This is a genomic window from Pseudomonas sp. R4-84, assembly GCF_054130985.1.
The window spans coordinates 4,414,212-4,438,207 of the sequence record NZ_CP096390.1; the positions used below are offsets into that span (position 1 = coordinate 4,414,212).

A 23,996-nucleotide genomic window follows, 5' to 3' on the forward strand; every position below is an offset into this window, starting at 1 on the left:
AGAATCCCATGTCCGAAAACAACATCCTCACCGCCGACGGCTGGATACGCGGCCGCCTGATCCATGAACGCGGCAGGGTCGTGTCCATCGAAGGCCAGCCCTGCGACCCGACGAGCAACGACCTGCCCTACCTGCTGCCCGGCTTCATCGACCTGCATGTGCACGGCGGTGGCGGCAAGGACATCATGGAAGGCGCGGCGGCGTTCGAAACCATTGCCCGCACCCATGTGCGATTCGGCACAACGGCGTTGCTCGCCACGACGATGACGGCGCCGAGCGAAGAAATCTTCCGCGTACTCAAGGCCCTCGGTGAATTCTGCGAACAGCGGCCCAGCGGCAGCGCACGGGTGCTCGGTGTTCACCTGGAAGGCCCTTACATCAACCCCGGCAAACTCGGCGCCCAACCGAATTTCGCCCACACCGCCTTGATGGCCGAGGTGGAAACGTACCTGGCCCTGGCGCCGATCCGCGTGATCACCATTGCGCCGGAAATCGCCGGTCACGATGCCTTGATTCGCGCCCTCAGCGCTCGCGGCGTGCGCATGCAGATCGGCCATACCCTCGGCAGCTATGAAGAAGGCGTCGCGGCACTCGCGGCCGGGGCCAGCAGTTTTACCCATTTGTATAACGCCATGAGCCCACTGCATCACCGCGAGCCCGGCATCGTCGGTGCGGCGCTGGCCCATGCGCAATACGCCGAACTGATCCCGGATTTGCTTCACGTGCACCCCGGTGCGATGCGCGTGGCGTTGCGTTCGATCCCGTGCCTGTATTGCGTCACCGACTCCACCGCCGCCGCTGGCATGCCCGACGGCGAATACAAGCTGGGCAGCCACACCGTGACCAAATGCCTGGGCGGCGTGCGCCTGGCCGATGGCACCCTGGCCGGCAGCACCCTGACCATGGACCAGGCCCTGCGCAACCTGGTGAAAATCGGCCTGCCGATCGACGAAGCTTCCCGACGCCTGTCGCAATTTCCCGCCGACTACCTCGGCCTGCCCGAGCGCGGACGCCTGCAACCCGGCGCCTGGGCCGACTGTGTGCGTCTCGACCGAAACTTGAACCTGATCGACGTGATGGTCGAAGGAGAAGCCATTGACTTGCAAAATGCTTGAAGAGGCCCAGGCCTCAGCCGAAGCCGTCGAGCGCCAACTGCAGCGGCTGGACCCAACGCTGGAGGAAATCGCCGGACGCCTGCGTCGTCAACCGCCGCAAGTGGCGATGACCATCGCTCGGGGCAGTTCCGACCACGCCGCCAGTTATTTCGCCTACCTGACCATGCAGCAATTGGGCTTGCCGGTGGCGTCGCTGCCGATGTCGGTGGTGACCCTGCAACAGGCGCCTTTGAAGGTCAGTGGCCAGGTGGCGTTCGCGTTCTCCCAGTCGGGGCAGAGCCCGGACCTGGTCAACAGCCTGCGCCTGTTGCGCAAACGCGGCGCGTTGAGCGTTGCGATGGTCAACGCAGAGGATTCTCCGCTGGAGGCGGCGTGTGAATTCAGCGTGCCGTTGTGCGCCGGCGTCGAAAGCAGCGTTGCCGCCACCAAGAGTTTCATCGCTACCCTCAGCGCCAGCGCGCGTTTGGTGGCGCACTGGAAGGACGACGCCGAGTTGCTCGATGCCGGCGCTGCGCTGCCTGAAGGTTTGCGCGAGGCCGCAGGCCAGGACTGGGGCGCCGCCGTCGAAACGCTCCGTGATTGCCAGCGGCTCATGGTGATCGGCCGTGGCGCCGGGTTCGCCATCGCCCAGGAAGCGGCGCTCAAATTCAAGGAAACCTCGGCGATCCAGGCCGAGGCCTTCAGCAGCGCCGAGGTCCGCCACGGCCCGATGGCGCTGATCGATGAAAACTACCCGCTGTTGGTGTTCGCCCCGCGCGGTGCCGAGCAGGCCGGCGTGTTGGGTCTGGCCGCCGATATGCGTCAGCGCGGCGCCCGGGTTCTGCTGGCGGCTCCCGATGACATCGTCGAGCGCGACTTGACCTTGTCCCGCGCCGATCACCCGGCCCTGGACCCGATCCTGGCGATCCAGAGCTTTTATGGCATGGCTGCCCGGCTGGCCCTCGCCCGGGGCCTGGATCCGGACAAACCACGGCATTTGAGCAAGGTCACCCGGACCCATTGACCCGACGGCGTTCATGCAAGGCCTATGAAATTACACAGAGAGCGAGCCCATGCCCAACAACAATAAAGAGCTGACCCTCAGCGCCCCGCTCAGCGGCCCGGTGCTCACCCTCACCAACGTTCCGGACGCGGTATTCGCCAGCGGCGCCATGGGCGACGGGATCGCCATCGACCCGCTGAACGACACCCTCTACGCCCCCTGCGACGGCGAGGTGATCCACGTCGCTCGCACCGGCCACGCCGTGACCCTGCGGGCCGACAACGGCGCCGAATTGCTGCTGCACCTGGGGCTGGACACCGTCGAGTTGCAGGGCGACGGCTTTTTCATGCTGGTCAAGGAAGGCACGCGCGTCAGCAACGGGCAAGCGCTGCTGCGCTACGACCTGGACAAAGTGGCCCAGCGCTGCAAAAGCCTGGTCAGCCTGTTGGTCATCACCAATGGCGAACATTTCCAGGCACGGCCTATCACCCTGAAAGGGGTCAAGGTCGGCGAACCTCTGTTGCACGTCGTCGCCAGGGCGCCCGGTGCAGGACAGCTTGACGACCTGGACGTCGGCATCGAAGTGTCCGGCCAGATTCGCATCGCCCATCGAGGCGGCTTGCATGCGCGGCCGGCGGCCTTGGTTCGCCAGACCGCACGGGGATTCAAAAGCCGCTCGCAGTTAGACTTTGGGGGGCGGTCGGCGTCCTGTGACAGCGTCATGGGCATGATGGGCCTGGCGATCACCGAACAGGCCGAAGTGCATGTCAGCTGTCGCGGCAGCGATGCCGAAGCGGCGCTGCAAGCGCTGCTGGCGAGCTTGTCCACCGCTCTGGCCGAAGAGGCTCACAGCAGGGCGCCGCAGGTCCAGACAACCCGGCACGCCGCCGAAGAAGGCGTATTGCATGGCGTCTGCGCCGCGCCCGGCCTGGCGAGCGGACCGCTGGTTCGATTGGATGGCATTCAATTACCCAAAGATCCCGGCGGCCACAATGTCGAAGAACAACGCCAACGACTGCTCGATGCCCTGGCTCAAGTCAGTCAGGATATCCAGCTGACACTCGAAAACGCCAAGGCCCGGCGCCACGTCGATGAGCAAGCGATCTTCAGCGCTCATTTGGCGTTGCTGGAAGATCCGGCCCTGTTGGATGCCGCGTACCTGTCTATCGAGCAAGGGAGCGCGGCGGCCCACGCCTGGAGCCGGTCGATCGACGTACAGTGCCAAGTGCTGCGGCAATTGCAAAGCACGCTGCTGGCCGAGCGCGCCAATGATTTGCATGACCTGCGCCAGCGAGTCCTACGGGCGCTGCTGGGTGAGGCCTGGCAATTCGAGGTGCCGGCGGGCGCCATTGTCATCGCGCAGGAACTGACCCCGTCGGACCTGTTGCAACTCTGCGCCCAGGGCGTGGCAGGCGTATGCATGGCCGAGGGCGGCGCGACGTCCCACGTGGCGATCCTGGCTCGCGGCAAAGGCCTGCCCTGCCTGGTTGCGTTGGGCGATGCACTGCTTGAGCAGTTGCCCGGTCAACCGGTGGTGCTGGACGCCGACGGTGGCCGCCTCGAACTCACACCAAGCGCCGAGCGCCTGGCCCAGGTGCGGCAAGCACAAAGCCAACGCGCAGCGCTGCGGGCCCAGCAGCAAACCCTCGCCCACGCCCCGGCGCGAACCCTCGATGGCGTAGATGTCGAAGTCGCTGCCAACGTGGCCTCCAGCGCCGAAGCCGGCCAGGCCTCTGCCAACGGCGCCGATGGCGTTGGCCTGCTGCGCACTGAATTCCTTTTCGTCGACCGTCACACCGCCCCCGACGAACAAGAGCAGCGCCAGGCTTATCAAGCCGTGCTCGATGCCATGGGCGACAAGCCGGTGATCATCCGCACCATCGACGTCGGCGGCGACAAGCAATTGGACTACCTGCCGCTTCCGGCCGAAGCCAATCCGGTGCTCGGCCTGCGAGGCATTCGCCTGGGCCAGGTGCGCCCGGAACTGCTGGATCAACAATTGCGCGCGCTGTTGCAAATCCGTCCGTTGCATCGCTGCCGGATCCTGTTGCCGATGGTCACCGAGGTCGCCGAGCTGCTGCACATTCGCCAGCGCATTGACGTCCTGGGTGCGCAAATGGGCCTGGAGGAGCGTCCGCAGGTGGGCGTGATGATCGAAGTGCCAGCCGCCGCATTGCTCGCCGAGCAACTGGCCGAGCATGCGGACTTCTTGTCCATCGGCACCAACGACCTTTCCCAGTACACCCTCGCCATGGACCGCGACCACGCCGGTCTCGCCGCCCGCGTCGACGCCTTGCACCCCGCGCTGTTGCGGCTGATCGCCCAGACCTGTGCCGGCGCCGCCCGCCATGGGCGTTGGGCTGGCGTGTGCGGGGCCCTGGCCTCCGATCCCCTGGCGACACCGGTGCTGATCGGGCTGGGTGTACGGGAGCTGTCGGTCAGCCCGCCGCAGGTAGGCGAAATCAAGGACCGCGTGCGCCGCCTCGACACAGCGCAGTGCCGCCGCGTCAGTACCGATTTGCTGAACCTGCCCAGCGCCGCCGCCGTGCGCCAGGCCTGTCATCAACATTGGCCCCTGGGCTGAAACCGTCGCAGAACAATAAAAGGAGAGACGCCATGTACCAGCATTTCATCGAAGGGCTGCAGCGCCTCGGCAGGGCGCTGATGCTGCCGATCGCGATTTTGCCGATTGCCGGCCTGCTGCTGCGCCTGGGTGACACGGACCTGTTGAACATCGCGATCATCCACGATGCCGGCCAGGCGATCTTCGCCAACCTGGCGCTGATCTTCGCCATCGGCATCGCCGTGGGCTTCGCCCGGGACAATAACGGTACGGCCGGACTGGCCGGGGCCATCGGCTACCTGGTAATGGTCGCGACATTGAAAGTGCTCGACGCGACGATCAACATGGGCATGCTCGCCGGGATCGTCAGTGGGTTGTTGGCCGGCGGGCTGTACAACCGCTTCAAGGACATCAAGCTGCCGGAGTACCTGGCGTTTTTTGGGGGCCGGCGCTTCGTGCCGATTGTGACCGGTTTCAGCGCGGTGGGCCTTGGCGTGATGTTCGGCCTGATCTGGCCGCCGATCCAGCACGGCATCAACAGCTTCGGCGAGCTGTTGATGGCCAGCGGCAGCTTCGGCGCGTTCGTCTTCGGTGTGTTCAATCGACTGCTGATCGTCACTGGCCTGCACCACATCCTCAACAACATGGCGTGGTTCATTTTCGGCAGCTTCACTGACCCCGCCACCGGCGCCGTGGTTACCGGTGACCTGACCCGTTATTTCGCCGGCGACCCCAAGGGCGGCCAGTTCATGACCGGCATGTTCCCGGTGATGCTTTTCGGCCTACCCGCTGCGTGCCTGGCGATGTACCGCAATGCCCTGCCCCAGCGGCGCAAGGTCATGGGCGGGATTCTGTTGTCCATGGCGTTGACCTCGTTCCTGACCGGCGTCACCGAGCCGATCGAATTCGCTTTCATGTTCCTCGCGCCGTTGCTGTATCTGGTCCATGCGTTGCTCACCGGCCTGTCGATGGCGGTGACCAATCTGTTGGATATTCACCTGGGCTTTACCTTCTCGGGCGGTTTCATCGACATGGTCCTGGGCTGGGGCAAATCCACCAATGGGTGGCTGGTCGTACCGGTGGGCCTGGTCTATGGGGCGGTCTATTTCCTGGTGTTCGACTTCTGCATCCGCCGCTTCGACCTGAAGACGCCGGGACGTGAAGACGTGGCGATGGGCGAAAAGCCGATCATCGCCGAGAACCAACGTGCCGCCGCCTACATCCAGGCCCTGGGTGGCGCCGACAACTTGATTACCGTCGGCGCCTGCACCACGCGCTTGCGCCTGGACATGGTGGATCGCAACAAGGCCTGCGACACCCAGCTCAAGGCCCTTGGCGCCATGGCGGTGGTCCGCCCCGGCAATGGCGGCAGCTTGCAGGTGGTGGTGGGGCCGATGGCCGATAGCATTGCCGATGAGATTCGCTTGGCGTTGCCCTCTTCCGATCAGGCCGTCAGTACGCCCGCGAACGCCGTGGTCGAGCCGGCCTTAACGACAACTGTCCCGGAGGCCGAAGCACAGCAATGGCTCGATGCCCTGGGCGGTGGCAGGAATGTGTTGCAGCTCGATTGCGTGGCGATGAGCCGTTTGCGCGTGCGGTTGGCCGATGGCAAGGGGTTGTCGGAAAGCCAGCTCAAGGCGCTGGGTTGCCAGGGGGTCAGTTCGCTGGAGGATGGCGTTTGGCATTTGCTGCTGGGGGAGAAAGCACCGGGGTTGTGGCGGGCGTTGGAGGCGGTGGTGCCGAGTCGTCAGGCGGGTGTCAAAGCCTAGGCCTTCGCCGACTGTCTGGCCCCTGTGGCGAGGGGATTTATCCCCGCTGGGCTGCGCAGCAGCCCCCTAAGCAGCAACCCCATCTGCCTGACACACCGGGGAATCAGTATTTGGGGCTGCTGCGCAGCCCAGCGGGGATAAATCCCCTCGCCACAATAAAAAACCCGCTGATCCAATCAGCGGGTTTTTCATTTAAACGGGGAGGATCAGAAATCCTCCAACCGCCACACCTCATACGCCGGTGTCTCGTAGGGATGGCTCTGTCTCAATGCCTCCACCACGGGGCGAATCAGATCGTCGGCGACAACAAGCTCAACCTTCCATTCCTCGACCTGCTCGACCTGCCCCGCCTCGCCAATGAACGGCTGGCTGCCGTCCAACGGGCGAAACTGGCCCAGGCCCAGCACTTGCCAGGCGCAGTGGTCATAGTCGCCGATTCGCCCACCACCGGCAGCGAATACGGCGCTTTTGACCTCGTCCACGTGGCTGGCCGGGACGAAGAAACAGAGCTTGTACACCGCCTCAGTTCACCCAGACGCGCGCGTTGCGGAACATGCGCATCCATGGCGCGTCTTCGTTCCAGTCGTCCGAACGCCACGAGTTCTGCACCGCGCGGAACACCCGCTCCGGGTGCGGCATCATGATCGTGACGCGGCCGTCGCGGCTGGTCAGGCCGGTGATCCCGCGCGGCGAGCCGTTCGGGTTGGCCGGGTAGGTTTCGGTGACCTTGCCGTGGTTGTCGACAAAACGCAGCGACACACAACCGGACAGGTCGGCTTCAAGCAACGCTTCCTCGCTCTGGAACTCCGCATGGCCTTCACCGTGGGCGATGGCGATCGGCATGCGCGAACCGGCCATGCCCTGCAGGAAGATCGAGTTCGACTCCTGCACCTGGACCATCGCGACGCGGGCTTCGAACTGCTCGGAACGGTTACGCACGAAGTGCGGCCAGAACTCGCTGCCCGGGATCAGCTCGTGCAGGTTGGACATCATCTGGCAACCGTTGCACACACCGAGGGTGAAGCTGTCGTTGCGCTCGAAGAAGCCCTGGAACGCATCGCGGGCGCGGCTGTTGAACAGCGCCGACTTGGCCCAGCCTTCACCGGCGCCCAGCACGTCGCCGTAGGAGAAGCCGCCGCAGGCAACCATGCCTTTGAAATCGTTCAGGTCGACACGTCCGGCGAGGATGTCGCTCATGTGCACGTCGATCGCGCTGAAACCGGCGCGGTCGAACGCCGCCGCCATCTCCACCTGGCCGTTGACGCCCTGCTCGCGCAGGACCGCCACTTGCGGGCGAATGCCTTTCTTGATGTAAGGCGCGGCCACGTTTTCGTTGACGTCGAAGCTGAGCTTGGCGCTGAGGCCCGGATTGTCTTCTTCCAGCAGCGCGTCGAATTCCTGCTCGGCGCATTCGGCGTTGTCGCGCAGGCGCTGGATCTGGTAGCTGGTCTCGGCCCACTGGCGCTGCAACAAGCGACGCTGGCCTTCGAAGACGGTGTCGCCGTTGAAGGTGATATTGATGTGGGCGTTGTTGATCGGCTGGCCGATGACCGAGACGCACTCGGCCAGGCCGGCGGCGCTGAACTGGGCGAGGATGTCCGGGGTGGCGTCCTGGCGAACCTGGATCACCGCACCCAACTCTTCGTTGAACAGGATCGCCGGGATCTCACTGGCCGACTCGGCCACGCTGTCCAGGGTCAGGTTCAAGCCGCAGTGACCGGCGAAAGCCATTTCCATCACGGTGGTCAGCAAGCCGCCATCGGAACGGTCGTGGTAGGCCAACAGGTGACCGTCGGCGTTCAGGCCCTGGATCACGGCGAAGAACGCCTTCAGGTCTTCGGCATCGTCGACGTCCGGTGCTTGGGAGCCGAGCTTGCCGTGCACCTGGGCCAGGATCGAGGCGCCCATGCGGTTCTGGCCACGGCCCAGGTCGATCAGGATCAGATCGGTGGTGCCCTTGTCCATGCGCAGTTGCGGGGTCAGGGTCTGGCGGATGTCGGTGACCGGGGCGAAACCGGTCACGATCAGCGACAGTGGCGAGGTCACGCTCTTGTCCACGCCTTCGTCGTTCCAGCGCGTGGCCATGGACATGGAGTCCTTGCCCACCGGAATGGTGATGCCCAGTTCAGGGCACAGTTCCATGCCGACGGCCTTGACGGTGTCGTACAAGCGCGCGTCTTCACCGGGGTGACCGGCGGCGGACATCCAGTTGGCCGACAGCTTGATGTCGGAAATCTTGCCGATGCGCGAGGCCGCGATGTTGGTCAGGGTCTCACCGATCGCCATGCGGCCCGACGCCGGGGCGTCCAGCAGCGCCAGCGGCGTGCGCTCGCCCATGGCCATGGCTTCGCCAGTGTAGACGTCGAAGCTGGTGGCGGTCACGGCCACGTCGGCCACCGGCACCTGCCATGGGCCGACCATCTGATCACGTGCCACGAGGCCGGTGATGGTGCGGTCGCCGATGGTGATCAGGAAGCTCTTGCTCGCCACGGCCGGGTGATGCAGCACGCGCTCGATGGAATCGGCGATGTCGAGGGTGGACGGATCGAAATCGTCGCCCAGCTCGGTTTCGCGAACCGCCGAACGGTGCATGCGCGGGGCTTTGCCCAGCAGCACTTCCAGCGGCATGTCCACCGGACTGTTGCCAAAGTGGCTGTCGGTCACGGTCAGTTGCGGCTCGGCGGTGGCTTCACCCACCACGGCGAACGGGCAACGCTCGCGCTCGCAAATGGCCTGGAAGCGCTCGAAGTCAGCCGGGCCGACCGCCAGGACGTAACGCTCCTGGGATTCGTTGCTCCAGATTTCGTGCGGGGCCATGCCCGGCTCGTCGTTCGGAATGTTGCGCAATTCGAAGCGGCCACCACGGCCACCGTCGTTGACCAGTTCCGGGAAGGCGTTGGACAGGCCGCCCGCGCCGACGTCATGGATGAAGCTGATGGGGTTGCTCTCACCCAACTGCCAGCAACGGTCGATGACTTCCTGGCAACGGCGTTCCATCTCCGGGTTTTCCCGCTGGACCGACGCGAAATCCAGGTCGGCCGAGCTGGTGCCGGTGGCCATGGAGGAAGCCGCGCCGCCGCCCAGGCCGATCAGCATGGCCGGGCCGCCGAGGACGATCAGCTTGGAGCCGACCACGATCTCGCCTTTCTGCACGTGTTCGGCGCGGATGTTGCCCATGCCGCCAGCGAGCATGATCGGCTTGTGATAACCGCGAACCTCTTCACCGCGAGGGGTGGTGATGGACTGTTCGAAGGTACGGAAATAACCGGTCAGGGCCGGACGGCCGAATTCGTTGTTGAACGCCGCGCCGCCCAGTGGGCCTTCGATCATGATGTCGAGGGCGTTGACGATGCGCTCAGGCTTGCCGTACGGCTTTTCCCACGGCTGTTCGAAGCCAGGAATCTGCAGGTTCGACACGGTGAAGCCGGTCAGGCCGGCCTTGGGCTTGGCACCGCGACCGGTGGCGCCTTCGTCGCGGATCTCGCCACCGGAACCGGTGGACGCGCCCGGGAACGGGGCGATGGCGGTCGGGTGGTTGTGGGTCTCGACTTTCATCAGGATGTGCACCGGCTCCTGGACCGCACCGTACTGGCGGGTCTCGGGGTTCGGGTAGAAGCGACCGGCAACATTGCCGACGATCACCGCGGCGTTGTCCTTGTAGGCCGACAGCACACCTTCGTTGTGCATCTGGTAGGTGTTCTTGATCATGCCGAACAGGCTTTTTTCCTGGCTCTGGCCGTCAATGTCCCAACTGGCGTTGAAGATCTTGTGGCGGCAATGCTCGGAGTTGGCCTGGGCGAACATCATCAGTTCGATGTCGTGGGGGTTGCGCTTCAAGCCCTGGAACGCGTTGACCAGGTAATCGATCTCGTCTTCGGCCAGGGCCAGGCCCAGCTCGGCGTTGGCTTTTTCCAGCGCGGCGCGGCCACCGCCCAATACGTCGATGGCGGTCAGCGGCTTGGGTTCGGCGTGGCTGAACAGGCCGGCGGCCTGCTCCAGGTTGCCCAGTACGACCTGGGTCATGCGGTCATGCAGGCCTTCGGCGATCAGTTGGGCCTCGGCCTCGCTGAACTCACCGGCGACATAAAAAGCAATGCCGCGCTCCAGGCGCTGGATCTTCGACAGGCCGCAGTTGCGGGCAATGTCACTGGCCTTGCTCGACCACGGCGAAATGGTGCCGAAACGCGGCAACACCAGGAACAGGCGGCCGGTTGGCTCCTGGACTGGAACACTTGGGCCGTACTTCAGGAGGCGCGCGAGCACCTGCTGTTCGTCGCCAGTCAAACCGCCGGTAACTTCGGCGAAGTGAGCGAATTCAGCATACAAGCCACTGACAGCCGGTACTTTCTGGCTCAGTTGCTCAAGAAGTTTGCTGTGGCGAAAGGCAGAAAGGGCAGGAGCGCCGCGCAGGATCAACATCTTCGGGACAGCCTCGGGAAGGGGTGTGCTTTGAGGCCGTGCATTCTAGCCTAAACCGCTGCCAACGGCACCCGAAACGCTACGTCAGGTGCGAGCCGAACGTCGGTCGTGGCGCGGATAGCTTGATTACCCGGCCATCCGGCCCGCGCCACAGAGATATTTTTTATCCCTGCGGGGCCCTGCCGCGCGCCGGCCCGCTTGGCTTGCGGACACGTTTTGCAACCTCTATCAGACTGGCCTTTTGCTGTCGATATATGGCGGTCGAGGCCGTTTGCGTATACTGCGCAGATGTTTTCCCCAACGGCTTTGCGTCCGCGGTACGCCAGATGGCTGATCGCAACCGGACTCTTCCTGGTGCTTAGTGGCTGTGTTGAGAAACCCAACACACTGGAGCGCGTAAAGGAGGATGGCGTGCTGCGGGTCGTTACCCGGAACAGCCCCGCCACCTACTTCCAGGATCGCAGTGGTGAAACCGGCTTCGAATACGAGCTGGTGAAGCGTTTCGCCGAGGATTTGGGGGTCGAGCTGAAAATCGAGACCGCCGACAACCTCGACGACCTGTTCAGCCAGATCGGCAAGCCCAACGGCCCGGTGCTGGCCGCGGCAGGCCTGGTCAGCAGCGAACAGCGCAAAAAACAGGTTCGCTTTTCCAGCCCTTACCTGGAAGTCACCCCGCAGATCATCTATCGCAACGGTCAGTCGCGCCCCACCGACGCGGCGGCCCTGGCCGGCAAGAAGATCATGGTGCTCAAGGGCAGCTCCCATGCCGAACAATTGGCACAGCTGAAGCAGCAATATCCTGGGATCGAATACGAAGAATCCGACGCCGTTGAAGTCGTCGACCTGCTGCGCATGGTCGACGAGGGCCAGATCGACCTGACGCTGGTGGACTCCAACGAAGTGGCGATGAACCAGGTCTACTTCCCCAACGTGCGCGTGGCGTTCGACCTGGGCGACACCCGCAGCCAGAGCTGGGCAGTGGGCCCCGGCGAAGACAACAGCCTGCTCAATGAAATCAACGCCTACCTGAACAAGGTGCAGAAGAATGGCACGTTGCAGCGGTTGAAGGATCGCTACTACGGCCACGTTGACGTCCTCGGCTATATGGGCGCAACGACGTTTGCCCAGCACCTGCAGCAGCGGCTGCCCAAATACGAACAGCATTTCAAGACCTACGCCAAGAAGGAAAAAGTCGATTGGCGGTTGCTGGCTGCCATCGGCTATCAGGAATCGCTCTGGCAACCGACGGTGACCTCCAAGACCGGTGTGCGCGGCCTGATGATGCTGACCCAGAACACCGCCCAGGCCATGGGTGTATCCAACCGCCTCGATCCGAAGCAGAGCATCATGGGCGGCGCCAAGTACCTGGCCTATATGAAGGAACAACTGGATGAAAGCATCGAGGAACCGGACCGCACCTGGTTCGCCCTCGCCGCCTATAACGTGGGCAGTGGTCATCTGGACGACGCGCGCAAGCTCGCCGCCAAGGAAGGGCTGAACCCGAACAAGTGGCTGGATGTGAAAAAAATCCTGCCGCGCCTGTCCCAGAAGCAGTGGTACAGCAAGACCCGCTACGGCTACGCCCGGGGCGGGGAGCCGGTGCATTTCGTGGCGAACATCCGTCGCTACTACGACATCTTGACCTGGGTGACGCAGCCACAGCTCGAAGGCAACCAGGTGGCCGAGGGCAACCTGCACGTGCCGGGTGTCGACAAGAGCAAGCCGAGCCAGGAATCCCCGCAACTTTAAGGCATACCCCCTGTGGGAGCGAGCTTGCTCGCGATAGCAGACTGACAGTCAATATCGATGTTGGCTGTCAGGCCGTCATCGCGAGCAAGCTCGCTCCCACAGGGCTCGTAGTGATTTTAAGGCTTAGCGGCCGCCAGGATCAGCGCCTTCATTTCCGACACCGCTGACTTGAACCCGACAAACAACGCATGGGCCACCAGCGCATGGCCGATGTTCAGCTCGTTGATGCCCTTGATGGCGGCGACAGCTTCGACGTTGTGATAATGCAGGCCGTGGCCGGCGTTGACGATCAGGCCCTGGGCCAGGCCAAAGGTGACGCCGTCTGCCACCCGTTGCAGCTCATCGGCCACGTCCGTGGGGGTCTGGGCATCGGCGTAGCGCCCGGTGTGCAGCTCGATGGCCGGCGCGCCGACCCGCTTGGAGGCTTCGATCTGCCGCTCGTCGGCGTCGATGAACAGCGATACCTCGGTGCCCATCTTCGACAGCCGCTCCACCGCGGCCTTGATCCGCGCCTCCTGCCCCGCCACGTCCAGGCCGCCTTCGGTGGTCAGCTCCTGACGGGTTTCCGGGACCAGGCAGATGTGCGCAGGGCGGATGCGCTCGGCAAAGGCCATCATTTCTTCGGTCACGCCCATTTCGAAGTTCATGCGGGTTTGCAGCACATCCTTGAGCAGCAGCACATCGCGCTCCTGGATGTGGCGACGGTCCTCGCGCAGGTGCACGGTAATGCCATCGGCGCCCGCCTCTTCGGCATCCAGTGCGGCCTTGACCGGATCCGGGTAGCGAGTACCTCGGGCCTGGCGCAGGGTGGCGACATGGTCGATGTTCACGCCGAGAAGAATGCGATTGCTGGTGCTCACGAAAAGCGCTCCTGAATGGACAGAGATTCGGCCCACAGCATACGGGTAGATCAGGGCTTGCGAAACAGCTCGCGACTGACCAGCGGCCGGCCGCCCAAATGAACCGCCAGGGCTTGGCGCATCAAACGCTTGGCCGCCGCCAATGCACCGGGCGCGGTCCAGTCGGCCTCGGCCATGGCAAGAAGCTCAACGCCATTGAACAACCCGGGTTGCAACTGGTAGACCTGCTCCAGGCCCGCGTCCACCTGTAAGCGGTAGAGGCCGTCCGCCGCGATGGGTTGTCCGTGCAGGTCGGTGTCGAGGGAAAAACCGTAGCCCAGATCGTCCAGCAGGCGCCATTCGAAAGAGCGCAGCAATGGCTCCAGAGGGCGACCTTCGGCCAGGGCCAGCAGCGTGGCGGCATAGTGGTCGAAGACTTCAGGATGAGGATCCTCGGCGGGGAGCAGGCGGATCAGCAGTTCATTGAGGTACAAACCACTGAACAGCGCTTCGCCGTTGAGCCAGGCCGCGACGCCGTTGCTTTCCATGCGCCCGACATTCTTCAATTCGCCCCTGCCGCGAAACTCGACGTCCAATGGGACGAACGGCCGCGCCAGCGTCCCGGCCTTGCCCCGAGCCCCACGCAACACCGCTCTCAGCCGCCCTTGGGGCGTGAGGAAGTCCACCAGGGCGCTGCTTTCGCGGTAGGCGCGGCTGTGGAGGACATAGGCGGGTTGGGCGGTGGGTGTGTTGGGGGACATCGGGGGCCTGAATATCAACAAGACATCAATGGTTGAAGAAATCCTGTGGCGAGGGAGCTTGCTCCCGCTCGGCTGCGAAGCAGCCGTGAAACCAGGCCATACGATGGGTTTGGCTAGATGAGATCGCAGATCCGGGGGCTGCTTCGCAGCCCAGCGGGAGCAAGCTCCCTCGCCACAGAAGCTCGCTCCCACAGTGGCATTCATGTACTCACATTAACGATTACAGGTCGCCGTAACCCAGCGAACGCAACGCGCGCTCGTCATCGGACCAGCCGCCTTTCACCTTGACCCACAGGTTGAGCATGATCTTGGAGTCGAACAGCAGCTCCATGTCCTTGCGCGCCTCGGTGCCGATGCGCTTGATGCGCTCGCCCTTGTCGCCAATGATGATCTTCTTCTGGCCATCACGTTCGACGAGGATCAAGGCATGGATGTGCAGGGTCTTGCCCTGTTGCTTGAATTCCTCGATCTCCACCGTGATCTGGTACGGCAGCTCGGCGCCCATCTGGCGCATGATTTTCTCGCGCACCAGCTCGGCGGCGAGGAAACGGCTGCTGCGGTCGGTGATCTGGTCTTCAGGAAAGAAATGATCGTTTTCCGGCAGGTGCTCGGCGATCACCCGCTCCAGCGCGTCGAGGTTGTGACCGTGTTGGGCGGAGATCGGGATGATTTGCGCGTTCGGCAACTGTTCCTGCAACCAGGTCAGGTGCGGCATCAGCTCTGCCTTGTCTTCGATGCGGTCGGTCTTGTTCAGCGCCACGATCAAGGGACCGGTCACGTATTGGACGCGCTCGAGGACCATCTGGTCTTCTTCGGTCCACTTGGTGCGGTCGACCACGAAGATCACCACGTCAACGTCTTTCAACGCTGCCGAGGCAGTCTTGTTCATGTAGCGGTTCAGGGCCTTCTCACCGCCCTTGTGCATCCCCGGAGTATCGACGTAGATCGCCTGCACATCGCCTTCGGTCTTGATGCCCAGCATGTTGTGGCGCGTGGTCTGAGGCTTGCGCGAGGTGATCGCCAGCTTCTGGCCCAGGATGTGGTTCAGCAACGTGGACTTGCCCACGTTCGGCCGACCGACAATGGCGACATAGCCGCATCGGGTGACGGTTGTATCAGTCATTGCCATTCTCCACGCCCAAGGCGATCAGTGCTGCGGCGGCCGCTACCTGTTCGGCGATACGACGGCTCACGCCCTGGCCACGGCTTTTTTCATTCAATAAGACCACTTCGCATTCGACGAAAAAGGTTCGGCAATGCGGTTCCCCCTGGATATCCACCACTTCGTAGCGTGGCAGTTCGCAACTGCGCGATTGCAAAAATTCCTGCAAGCGGGTCTTGGGGTCCTTGTTGGTGTCCACCAGCGTCAGGCTGTCGATCTCGGAAGTCAGCCAGGCCAGCACGCGCTCGCGCGCCATTTCCATGCCCGAGTCCAGGTAGATCGCGCCAATCAATGCCTCCAGGGCGTCGGCGAGGATCGATTCGCGGCGGAAACCACCGCTTTTCAGTTCGCCGGAACCCAGGCGCAGGTACTCGCCCAAGTCGAAACCCCGGGCCAATACGGCCAGGGTCTCACCTTTCACGAGCCTTGCGCGCAAACGCGACAACTGGCCTTCGCGAGCCAGGGGAAAGCGTTCGAACAACGCCTCGCCGGCGACGAAATTGAGGATGGCATCGCCGAGGAATTCCAGGCGCTCGTTGTTGCGCCCGGCAAAACTGCGGTGAGTGAGGGCCAGGAGCATCAGCTCCTGATCCTTGAAGGTGTAGCCGAGCTGACGCTCGAGGCGGCTTAGAGAAACGCTCACGGTTTACCCACGCTGAGTTCGTGGCTGGATTCCACCGCCACGGCGGCAAAGCGCCGTTGGCTTGGGACAATTAACGCTGTGTTCAAAAATGACGTCCTGACTATCGTTGGCTTCATGCCTTCGGGCAGCCTTGTGGAGGCTCCAGAAATGCATTCGGCGCTGTGTTCAACAGCGCCGTGTGTGATTACTTGATCAACCCTACCCGCGAGAAGTTCGGCAGGTGGCTGAGTTTGGGTTCCGGCCAGCTCATCCAGACCGCAAAGGCCTTGCCGACAATATTGCGGTCGGGGACCATGCCCAACATGTCCTTGGGTATGTTCGGATCATCCCAGTAACGGCTGTCGTTGGAGTTGTCGCGGTTGTCGCCCATCATGAAATAGTGCCCGGCCGGCACGGTCCATGAATGGTCCGGCGTGGCGCGGTAGCGGCTCATTTCCTTGCGGATCTGGTGTTCTGCCTCGCCAAGTTTTTCCTTGTAGAGCTCGGCACTGCCCAGCGTGCCCGGTTCGGAACCGATCAACTGCTCGGCAACCAGCTCGCCATTGACGAACAAGCGCTTGTCGGCCGTATAGCGGATCTTGTCGCCCGGCAGACCCACCACACGCTTGATGTAGTTGACGTTCGGGTCGCTTGGGAAGCGGAACACCATCACGTCGCCGCGTTGCGGGTCGCCGATCTCGATGACCTTCTTGTCGATCACTGGCAGCCGGATCCCATAGGAAAACTTGTTCACCAGGATGAAGTCGCCCACATCCAGGGTGGGCTTCATCGAACCGGACGGAATCTGGAACGGCTCCACCAGGAACGAGCGCAGCACCAGCACGATGAACAGCACCGGGAAGAACGACTTGCCGTACTCGACAAGCAGCGGTTCCTTGTTGAGCTTTTCAATGACCACGCCGTCAGGCTGGCTGACACTGCCCTGATAAGAGGCAATGGCGGCCCGGCGCCGAGGCGCCAGGAACAACAGATCAAGCAACGCCAACAGGCCGCAGACAAACACGGCGATAACCAGCAACAGCGGGAAATTTAGCGACATAGGACCTAACTATCCAACCTGAGCACCGCGAGGAAGGCTTCCTGTGGAATTTCCACGTTGCCGACCTGCTTCATGCGTTTTTTACCGGCCTTCTGCTTTTCCAACAGCTTGCGCTTACGGCTGACGTCGCCGCCGTAGCATTTGGCCAATACGTTCTTTCTGAGTGCCTTGACGGTTGTACGCGCCACAATCTGCCCGCCAATGGCGGCCTGGATTGCCACATCGAACATCTGCCGCGGAATCAGTTCCTTCATCTTCTCGGTCAACGCACGACCTTTGTAGTGCGCGTTGTCGCGGTGCACGATCAATGCCAGGGCATCGACTTTTTCGCCGTTGATCAGCACATCCAGTTTCACCAGATTAGCCGATTGGTAACGATCGAAATGATAGTCCAGCGAAGCATAGCCGCGGCTGGTGGATTTCAGGCGATCGAAGAAGTCCAGCACCACTTCGTTCATCGGCAGGTCGTAGGTCACCTGGACCTGCGAGCCGAGGAACAGCATGTCGTGCTGCACGCCGCGCTTCTCGATGCACAGGGTAATGACGTTGCCCAGGTGCTCCTGAGGCACAAGGATGTTGGCCCTCACGATCGGCTCGCGCATGTCTTCGATGGCCGACAGGTCCGGCAGCTTGGACGGGTTGTCGACGTAGATAGTCTCGCCGTTCTTGAGCAGCAGCTCGAAGATTACCGTCGGCGCCGTGGTGATCAGGTCCAGGTCGTACTCGCGCTCCAGGCGCTCCTGGATGATTTCCATGTGCAGCATGCCGAGGAACCCGCAACGGAAGCCGAAGCCCAGGGCGTCGGAACTTTCCGGGGTGTACTGCAGGGACGAGTCGTTCAGGGTCAGCTTTTGCAGGGCTTCGCGGAAGTCTTCGAAGTCGTCGGAACTGACCGGGAACAGGCCGGCGTAGACCTGTGGCTGGATGCGTTTGAAGCCTGGCAGCACATCGACGTCGGGGGTGGAGCTCAAGGTCAGGGTATCGCCCACCGGCGCCCCATGAATGTCCTTGATGCCCGCGATGATGAAGCCCACTTCACCGGCCTTCAGGTCGGTGGTAGCGGTGTGTTTCGGGTTGAAGACACCGACGCTGTCCACCAGGTGGATCTTGCCGGTGGACTTGACCAGGATCTTGTCGCCCTTCTTCACGCGGCCATGGCGCACGCGAACCAGGGAAACCACGCCCAGGTAGTTGTCGAACCAGGAGTCGATGATCAACGCTTGCAGCGGATCTTCGATATTGCCGGTCGGCGCGGGAATGGTGGTGACGAGGCGCTCGAGCACTTCATCCACGCCCAGGCCGGTCTTGGCGCTGCACGTGACCGCGTCGGTGGCATCGATGCCGATGATTTTTTCGATTTCTTCTTTCACGCGGTCCGGATCGGCCTGTGGCAGGTCGATCTTGTTCAGCACCGGCATGACTTCCAGGCCCTGCTCGATGGCCGTGTAGCAGTTGGCGACCGACTGGGCCTCGACGCCCTGGCCGGCATCGACCACCAGCAACGCACCTTCACAGGCCGCCAGCGACCGGCTGACTTCATAGGTGAAGTCGACGTGGCCCGGGGTATCGATGAAGTTGAGCTGGTAGGTAATGCCGTCGCGAGCCTTGTAGTAAAGGGTAACGCTGTGGGCCTTGATGGTGATCCCGCGTTCACGCTCGAGGTCCATGGAGTCCAGGACCTGGGCTTCCATTTCACGCTCGGCCAGGCCGCCGCACATCTGGATGAAGCGATCAGCCAGCGTCGACTTGCCATGGTCAATGTGGGCGATGATGGAGAAATTGCGGATATGACTCAAATCACTCACGGATCAACACTCAAAAAGGCTGCAGGCATGGCCCGCCGAAAAATAGCCGGGAATTGTACCCGATACACCGCGCAAGCGTCACGCTCGCCTGTCGATGAGCATGTGTGGCGAGGATGCTTGCTCGCCACATCGAGCGTTGAATCAACCTGCCCGGCGCAACAGCCAGAGCCCGGCCAACGCGCAGACGCCGGCCGGCACCAGCACCGCGAACAATGGCGAGAAGCCGAACACCAGGCTCGATGGCCCGAGCAGATCCTGGGCAATGCGGAAAGTAAAGCCCACTAGCACACCGGTGAATACCCGTTGGCCAAGGGTCACGGAGCGCAGCGGACCGAAGATGAAGGAGATGGCCATCAACACCAGCGCAGCGGTCACCAGGGGTTGCAACACCTTGACCCAAAAAGCCAGCCAGTAGCGACCGTTGTTCAGGCCCTGGTCCGCCAGGTAATGGATGTACCCCCACAATCCGGTGATGGACAACGAGTCCGGCGCCATGACCACGGTGCTGAGCAGCTGCGGGCTGAGCGCCACGTCCCAGCGTTCCTGCGGTGCGGCGACGACTTCGGTGCGCTTGTCATGGAACAGCGTGGTGGTGACATCACTCAGTTGCCAGTGATCGTCGGCGAATTGGGCCCGCTTGGCGAAGCTGGAGGACAACATATGCCGCTGATCGTCGAAACGGTAGCGGGTCACGCCATACAAGGTTCCGTTGGGTTGGACCGAGTTGATATGGATGAACTCTTCGCCCTGGCGGTGCCACAGACCGTGCTTGGCGCTTTGCGCGTCACCGCCGCCCTGGGCCAGGGAGCGGTTGGCCTGGGCGGTATTCTCGGTGGCCGGGGCGACGTACTCGCCGATCAGCACACCTACCAGCATCAGCACCAGCATGGGTTTCATCACCGCCCAGACGATCCGACCGATGGACACGCCAGCGGCGCGCATGATGGTCAGTTCGCTGTTGCTCGCCAGGCTGCCCAGGCCGATCAGGCAGCCGATCAATGCGGCCATCGGCAGCATGTCGTACAAGCGGCGCGGCGCGGTCAGCAATACGTAGCTCGCCACGTCCAGCAGCGTATAGGTATCGCTGACATCGCCCATTTCATCAATGAACGCGAACAAGGTCGCCAGGCCAAGAATGATCCCCAATACGGCGAGGATCGCCATGAATACGCTGCTGCCGATGTAGCGATCGAGCTTAACCACGGGCCACCTCCAGCGCGCTGCGACGACTTGCGAGCTTCAGGCGCAGTGGCTCCCAGTACAGCAGCCCCAGGCCAATGGCCAGGAATATCGAATGCACCCACCACAGGCCCAGCGTCGGCGGGATCTTGCCTTTCTCCAGGGCGCTGCGGGCGGAAATCAGGATGGTCAGGTAAGCCATATACAAAAGAATCGCCGGCAACAACTTGAGGAAACGGCCTTGGCGCGGATTGACCCGCGACAGCGGAACCGCCATGAGCGTCACGATAAATACCAGCAGCGGCAGCGACAGGCGCCATTGCAGCTCGGTGCGGGCGCGGATGTCGTCGTTGCCCAGCAGGCTGGCCGTGGACATGGCGTCACGATCGGTGACTTCGTCGCTGGCCTCCGGCTTGGGTAGCAATACGCCGTAGGTGTCGTACTTGATCGCCCGGTAGTTGGCCTGGCCTGGCGTGCCATCGTAGCGATAGCCATTTTCAAGGATCAGGTAGCGGTTGCCGTCGGGGTTGATTTCCTGGCGACCTTTCTCAGCCACCAGCACGGAAATGCCCCGATCCTTCTTGGTGTCCGAAGACACATTCTTCTGGGTAATGAAGACGCCGCCCAGGTCGATGCGATCGTCCGAGAGTTGTTCGGTATAAGTGACCCGCGTCCCGTCCCGCAGGGCCTGGAAGCGCCCCGGTACCAAGGTGTCGAATTCGGTCATGGCGTCCTGCTGGTTGATCAACAGCTGGAACTGGTTGGCCCCCTGGGGCGACAGGCTCAGGCTCAGCCACGCGACCACCAGCGCCACGAGTGTTGCCGGGAACAAGGTGATGCGGAACAGCCGTTGCTGGCTCATGCCGGTGGCCGACAGCACGGTCATTTCGCTGTCCAGATACAAGCGCCCATAGGCCAGCAGGATGCCGAGGAACAGCCCCAGCGGCAGAATCAATTGCAGGAAGCCCGGCAGGCGGAACCCCATGATCAGGAACAGGGAGCCCGGGTCCAAGGCACCGGAGGCCGCCTGGGCGAGGTATTTGATGAAGCGCCCGCTCATGATGATGACCAGCAGCACGGCGCTGACGGCGCTCAGGGTCAACAGGACTTCGCGGGATAGGTAACGGAAGACGATCAAACCAGACACTCCAGGATTGTCAGGCTGGGCCTTGTACGAGAAGCGCCTGCGCGACTTTTCATACAAACCCTAAGGCGGCCAAACTAGCAAACGTATCGAGCCGGCCCACAACGCGAGCCGCCGAAAAAAGAGCCGCATTATCCTGTGATTGGAGGCGCCTGTCACTGCGCACGCTTTAAGCAGACGCTTCATGGCCAAAAAGTTAACGATTGCCAGGGTTGTCAGGCTCGGGCGCCGAGGTTCAAACTGCCGCCTTTGTCGCCGGTAAGCCCCGGCGCTTCTTTTTATAGAAGACAGCTGTTCAGCGCGCCAATGTCGTCGTGGCGCCTGGCCTCTTGACCATTGACTCAAGGATCCGGACATGGAACTGGTTGTAAAAAGCGTCAGCCCAGAAACGTTGAAGACCGCCACCCTGGTGGTTGCCGTGGGTGAAAACCGCAAGCTCGGTGTAGTTGCCAGCCAGCTCGACGCCCTGAGCGGCGGTGCAATCAACGCCGTGCTCAAGCGCGGCGACCTGGCCGGCAAGGTCGGCCAGAGCCTGTTGCTGCACAACCTGCCCAACCTCAAGGCCGACCGTGTGCTGCTGGTGGGCGTGGGCAAGGACGCCGAACTGGGCGACCGTCCGTTGCGCAAGATCATCGCCGGCGTGCTGGCCACCCTGAAAAACCTCGGTGGCGGCGACGCTGCACTGGCGCTGGACGAACTGATAGTCAAAGGCCGCGACAGCTACGGCAAGAATCGCCTGCTGGCCGAAACCCTGATTGACGGCGAGTACCAGTTCGACCGCTTCAAGAGCCAGAAAGCCGAACCGCGCGCCCTGAAGAAAATCACCCTGCTGACCATCAAGGCCGCCCAGGCCGAAGTCCAGCGCGCCGTGACCCATGCCACCGCGATTGCCAACGGCATGGCTTTCACCCGTGACCTGGGAAACCTGCCGCCGAACATCTGCCACCCGACTTTCATGGGCGAACAGGCCAAGGCGCTTGGCAAGGAATTCAAGGGTCTCAAGGTCGAGGTCTTCGACGAGAAGAAGATCAAGGACCTGGGCATGGGCTCGTTCTATGCCGTCGGCCAGGGCAGCGCCCAGCCGCCGCGCCTGATCGTCATGCAATACAACGGTGGCAAGAAATCCGAGAAGCCGTACGCGCTGGTCGGCAAGGGCATCACCTTCGACACCGGCGGCATCAGCCTCAAGCCCGGCGCCGGCATGGACGAAATGAAATATGACATGGGCGGTGCCGCCAGCGTGTTCGGCACCCTGCGCGCCGTGCTCGAACTGCAATTGCCGATCAACCTGGTGTGCATCCTCGCCTGCGCCGAGAACATGCCCAGCGGCACGGCGTCGCGCCCTGGCGACATCGTCACCACCATGAGCGGCCAGACTGTCGAAATCCTCAACACCGACGCTGAAGGCCGCTTGGTGCTGTGCGACGCCCTCACCTACTCCGAACGCTTCAAGCCGCAAGCGGTGATCGACATCGCCACTCTGACCGGCGCCTGCGTGGTTGCCTTGGGCGCCCATACCTCCGGCCTGCTGGGCAACAATGACGAGCTGATCGCCCAATTGCTGAGCGCCGGCCAGCAAGCCGACGACCGCGCCTGGCAACTGCCGTTGTTCGACGAGTACCAGGAACAGCTGGACAGCCCATTCGCCGACATCGCCAACATCGGCGGCCCGAAAGCCGGGACCATCACGGCGGCGTGCTTCCTGTCGCGCTTCACCAAGAACTTGAATTGGGCGCACCTGGACATCGCCGGCACGGCCTGGACCAGCGGCGGCAAGGACAAGGGCGCCACCGGCCGTCCGGTCCCCCTGTTGACCCAGTACCTGCTGGACCGCGCCAAAGCCTGACACTGATGATAGCCGGTACGTCGCCTTCGGGCGGCGCATCGGCGATCCAGGAACCGCAATGACCAAAGTCGATTTCTATATCCTGCCCAGCGCCGATCCCTCGGCGCGGCTGGATTTCGCCTGCAAACTCACCGAAAAGGCCTGGCGCATGGGCCATCGCATCTACCTGCATTGCAGCGATGCCGCCCAGCGTGACGACCTCGATGCGCGCTTGTGGGCGTTCAAGGGCGAGAGCTTCGTGCCCCATGGCCCTGCCGAAAACGAACCCGAGGGCTTGATCGTACTCGGGCTTGGGAATGACTGCGGGCAACACCACGACCTGCTAGTCAACCTCGACCTGAAAGTGCCGGCCTTCGCCCAGCGCTTCGCCCGCGTGGCGGAAGTGGTGGTGGAAGACCCGGCCATCCGGCAAGCCGCTCGGGAGAGTTTCCGTTTCTACCGTGAACAGGGCTATCCTCTGCAAGACCACCGTTTACAGCGACTCTGAGCCTACGATGGATACTCCAAAACCTTCGCAAAAACCCGCGCAACTGCTGGATGACCTCGAGTCGATCCGCCAACTGCTCGGCGATGACAACCTGCAACCGCCGCTGCTGACCGATACGGTGGAGCACGAGCCGGTGCATGACGAACAGATCCCGCTGCTGTTCGACCCGATCAACGGCCAGCCTGAACCCCAGCCAGCCATCAAGGCAGAACCGAAAGGCCCCGACGCCCTGCTACACCTGGACCGGGAACTTCGTGCCGCCGCGCAACTGATCATGCAAGACGTCATCGACGACTTCGCACCGCATATCGAGACCGAGATCAAGCGCCGGTTGGATGCGCGGATGGAGCGGTTGTTGAGCCAGTACGAATAGCGTCCTCCGCCTCATTGTGAACATCCTGTGGGAGCGAGCCTGCTCGCGATAGCGGGCTGTCAGTCACCATCGATGTTGAATGTGATGGCCTTATCGCGAGCAAGCTCGCGCCCACAGGGGT

The 23,996-nt window shown here is 62.8% G+C and carries 18 protein-coding genes; 8 read left to right on the forward strand and 10 right to left on the reverse strand.

Going from position 1 to position 23,996, the window contains the following annotated elements; all coding sequences use genetic code 11:
- Positions 1-8 precede the first annotated feature (8 nt).
- The 4 genes from nagA to nagE are packed head-to-tail and all read left to right on the forward strand — an operon-like array spanning position 9 to position 6,429.
- On the forward strand, positions 9-1,115 hold the full coding sequence (gene nagA, locus M1D68_RS20175; protein WP_457968107.1) for an N-acetylglucosamine-6-phosphate deacetylase: 1,107 nt from the start codon (positions 9-11) through the stop codon (positions 1,113-1,115).
- Positions 1,096-2,118: an SIS domain-containing protein gene (locus tag M1D68_RS20180; RefSeq protein ID WP_420765353.1), complete on the forward strand. Its 1,023-nt coding sequence runs from the start codon at positions 1,096-1,098 to the stop codon at positions 2,116-2,118. The genes nagA and M1D68_RS20180 overlap by 20 nt, the downstream gene beginning before the upstream one ends.
- Before the next feature lie 49 nt (positions 2,119-2,167).
- Positions 2,168-4,681: a phosphoenolpyruvate--protein phosphotransferase gene (gene ptsP / locus M1D68_RS20185; protein WP_457968108.1), complete on the forward strand. Its 2,514-nt coding sequence runs from the start codon at positions 2,168-2,170 to the stop codon at positions 4,679-4,681.
- Between the two features lie 32 nt (positions 4,682-4,713).
- Complete coding sequence (gene nagE, locus M1D68_RS20190) at positions 4,714-6,429, forward strand: N-acetylglucosamine-specific PTS transporter subunit IIBC (RefSeq protein ID WP_457968109.1); 1,716 nt, start codon at positions 4,714-4,716, stop codon at positions 6,427-6,429.
- A 206-nt stretch (positions 6,430-6,635) separates the two neighbouring features.
- Here the strand turns inward: nagE and M1D68_RS20195 are convergent, their stop codons facing one another.
- Together M1D68_RS20195 and purL are read right to left on the reverse strand one after the other, a co-directional pair.
- Positions 6,636-6,947: a YqfO family protein gene (locus M1D68_RS20195; protein WP_434560437.1), complete on the reverse strand. Its 312-nt coding sequence runs from the start codon at positions 6,945-6,947 to the stop codon at positions 6,636-6,638.
- A 4-nt stretch (positions 6,948-6,951) separates the two neighbouring features.
- The gene (purL, locus tag M1D68_RS20200) at positions 6,952-10,848 is read right to left on the reverse strand and encodes a phosphoribosylformylglycinamidine synthase (protein WP_457968110.1); all 3,897 of its coding nucleotides are present in this window, start codon (positions 10,846-10,848) and stop codon (positions 6,952-6,954) included.
- Positions 10,849-11,136: 288 nt separating this feature from the next.
- Between purL and mltF the strand changes: the two genes are divergently transcribed.
- Entirely contained in the window at positions 11,137-12,597 is a 1,461-nt protein-coding gene (mltF, locus tag M1D68_RS20205) for a membrane-bound lytic murein transglycosylase MltF (RefSeq protein ID WP_420765358.1), read from the forward strand.
- A gap of 116 nt (positions 12,598-12,713) precedes the next feature.
- On the opposite strand, the gene pdxJ is transcribed toward mltF, so the two are convergent.
- From pdxJ to lptF, 8 genes are all read right to left on the reverse strand, one after another.
- Complete coding sequence (gene pdxJ, locus M1D68_RS20210) at positions 12,714-13,457, reverse strand: pyridoxine 5'-phosphate synthase (RefSeq protein WP_457968111.1); 744 nt, start codon at positions 13,455-13,457, stop codon at positions 12,714-12,716.
- A gap of 50 nt (positions 13,458-13,507) precedes the next feature.
- Complete coding sequence (gene recO / locus M1D68_RS20215; RefSeq protein ID WP_457968112.1) at positions 13,508-14,197, reverse strand: DNA repair protein RecO; 690 nt, start codon at positions 14,195-14,197, stop codon at positions 13,508-13,510.
- A gap of 220 nt (positions 14,198-14,417) precedes the next feature.
- Positions 14,418-15,320, reverse strand: a complete 903-nt coding sequence (gene era / locus M1D68_RS20220; protein ID WP_039591481.1) for a GTPase Era — start codon at positions 15,318-15,320, stop codon at positions 14,418-14,420.
- Entirely contained in the window at positions 15,313-16,002 is a 690-nt protein-coding gene (gene rnc / locus M1D68_RS20225) for a ribonuclease III (protein ID WP_245142433.1), read from the reverse strand. The genes era and rnc overlap by 8 nt, the downstream gene beginning before the upstream one ends.
- A 184-nt stretch (positions 16,003-16,186) precedes the next feature.
- Positions 16,187-17,041 (reverse strand): signal peptidase I, encoded by an 855-nt coding sequence (lepB, locus tag M1D68_RS20230; protein ID WP_420765361.1) that lies wholly within the window; start codon positions 17,039-17,041, stop codon positions 16,187-16,189.
- Between the two features lie 5 nt (positions 17,042-17,046).
- Positions 17,047-18,846: a translation elongation factor 4 gene (gene lepA / locus M1D68_RS20235; protein WP_245142437.1), complete on the reverse strand. Its 1,800-nt coding sequence runs from the start codon at positions 18,844-18,846 to the stop codon at positions 17,047-17,049.
- Between the two features lie 141 nt (positions 18,847-18,987).
- Positions 18,988-20,049 carry an LPS export ABC transporter permease LptG gene (lptG, locus tag M1D68_RS20240; RefSeq protein ID WP_420765362.1) on the reverse strand — a complete coding sequence of 354 codons (1,062 nt, stop codon included), beginning with the start codon at positions 20,047-20,049 and terminating at the stop codon, positions 18,988-18,990.
- On the reverse strand, positions 20,042-21,163 hold the full coding sequence (gene lptF / locus M1D68_RS20245; RefSeq protein WP_434560445.1) for an LPS export ABC transporter permease LptF: 1,122 nt from the start codon (positions 21,161-21,163) through the stop codon (positions 20,042-20,044). The genes lptG and lptF overlap by 8 nt, the downstream gene beginning before the upstream one ends.
- Before the next feature lie 361 nt (positions 21,164-21,524).
- Here lptF and M1D68_RS20250 point away from each other — a divergent pair, with 361 nt between their 5' ends.
- From M1D68_RS20250 to M1D68_RS20260, 3 genes are read left to right on the forward strand one after another with little or no spacing between them, the layout of a single operon-like run.
- Positions 21,525-23,015: a leucyl aminopeptidase gene (locus M1D68_RS20250; RefSeq protein WP_457968113.1), complete on the forward strand. Its 1,491-nt coding sequence runs from the start codon at positions 21,525-21,527 to the stop codon at positions 23,013-23,015.
- 58 nt (positions 23,016-23,073) lie between these two features.
- Positions 23,074-23,502, forward strand: a complete 429-nt coding sequence (locus M1D68_RS20255) for a DNA polymerase III subunit chi (protein ID WP_420765365.1) — start codon at positions 23,074-23,076, stop codon at positions 23,500-23,502.
- Between the two features lie 7 nt (positions 23,503-23,509).
- Complete coding sequence (locus M1D68_RS20260; protein WP_434648826.1) at positions 23,510-23,875, forward strand: DNA polymerase III subunit chi; 366 nt, start codon at positions 23,510-23,512, stop codon at positions 23,873-23,875.
- The last annotated feature ends 121 nt before the right edge of the window (positions 23,876-23,996 follow it).

What these genes read in the sequence shown, in the direction of transcription:
- nagA (WP_457968107.1), top strand. Translation starts at nt 9, where the DNA reads ATGTCCGAAAACAACATCCTCACCGCCGACGGCTGGATACGCGGCCGC.
- ptsP (WP_457968108.1), top strand. Translation starts at nt 2,168, where the DNA reads ATGCCCAACAACAATAAAGAGCTGACCCTCAGCGCCCCGCTCAGCGGC.
- nagE (WP_457968109.1), top strand. Translation starts at nt 4,714, where the DNA reads ATGTACCAGCATTTCATCGAAGGGCTGCAGCGCCTCGGCAGGGCGCTG.
- purL (WP_457968110.1), bottom strand. Translation starts at nt 10,848, where the DNA reads ATGTTGATCCTGCGCGGCGCTCCTGCCCTTTCTGCCTTTCGCCACAGC.
- mltF (WP_420765358.1), top strand. Translation starts at nt 11,137, where the DNA reads ATGTTTTCCCCAACGGCTTTGCGTCCGCGGTACGCCAGATGGCTGATC.
- recO (WP_457968112.1), bottom strand. Translation starts at nt 14,197, where the DNA reads ATGTCCCCCAACACACCCACCGCCCAACCCGCCTATGTCCTCCACAGC.
- era (WP_039591481.1), bottom strand. Translation starts at nt 15,320, where the DNA reads ATGACTGATACAACCGTCACCCGATGCGGCTATGTCGCCATTGTCGGT.
- lepB (WP_420765361.1), bottom strand. Translation starts at nt 17,041, where the DNA reads ATGTCGCTAAATTTCCCGCTGTTGCTGGTTATCGCCGTGTTTGTCTGC.
- M1D68_RS20250 (WP_457968113.1), top strand. Translation starts at nt 21,525, where the DNA reads ATGGAACTGGTTGTAAAAAGCGTCAGCCCAGAAACGTTGAAGACCGCC.
- M1D68_RS20255 (WP_420765365.1), top strand. Translation starts at nt 23,074, where the DNA reads ATGACCAAAGTCGATTTCTATATCCTGCCCAGCGCCGATCCCTCGGCG.
- M1D68_RS20260 (WP_434648826.1), top strand. Translation starts at nt 23,510, where the DNA reads ATGGATACTCCAAAACCTTCGCAAAAACCCGCGCAACTGCTGGATGAC.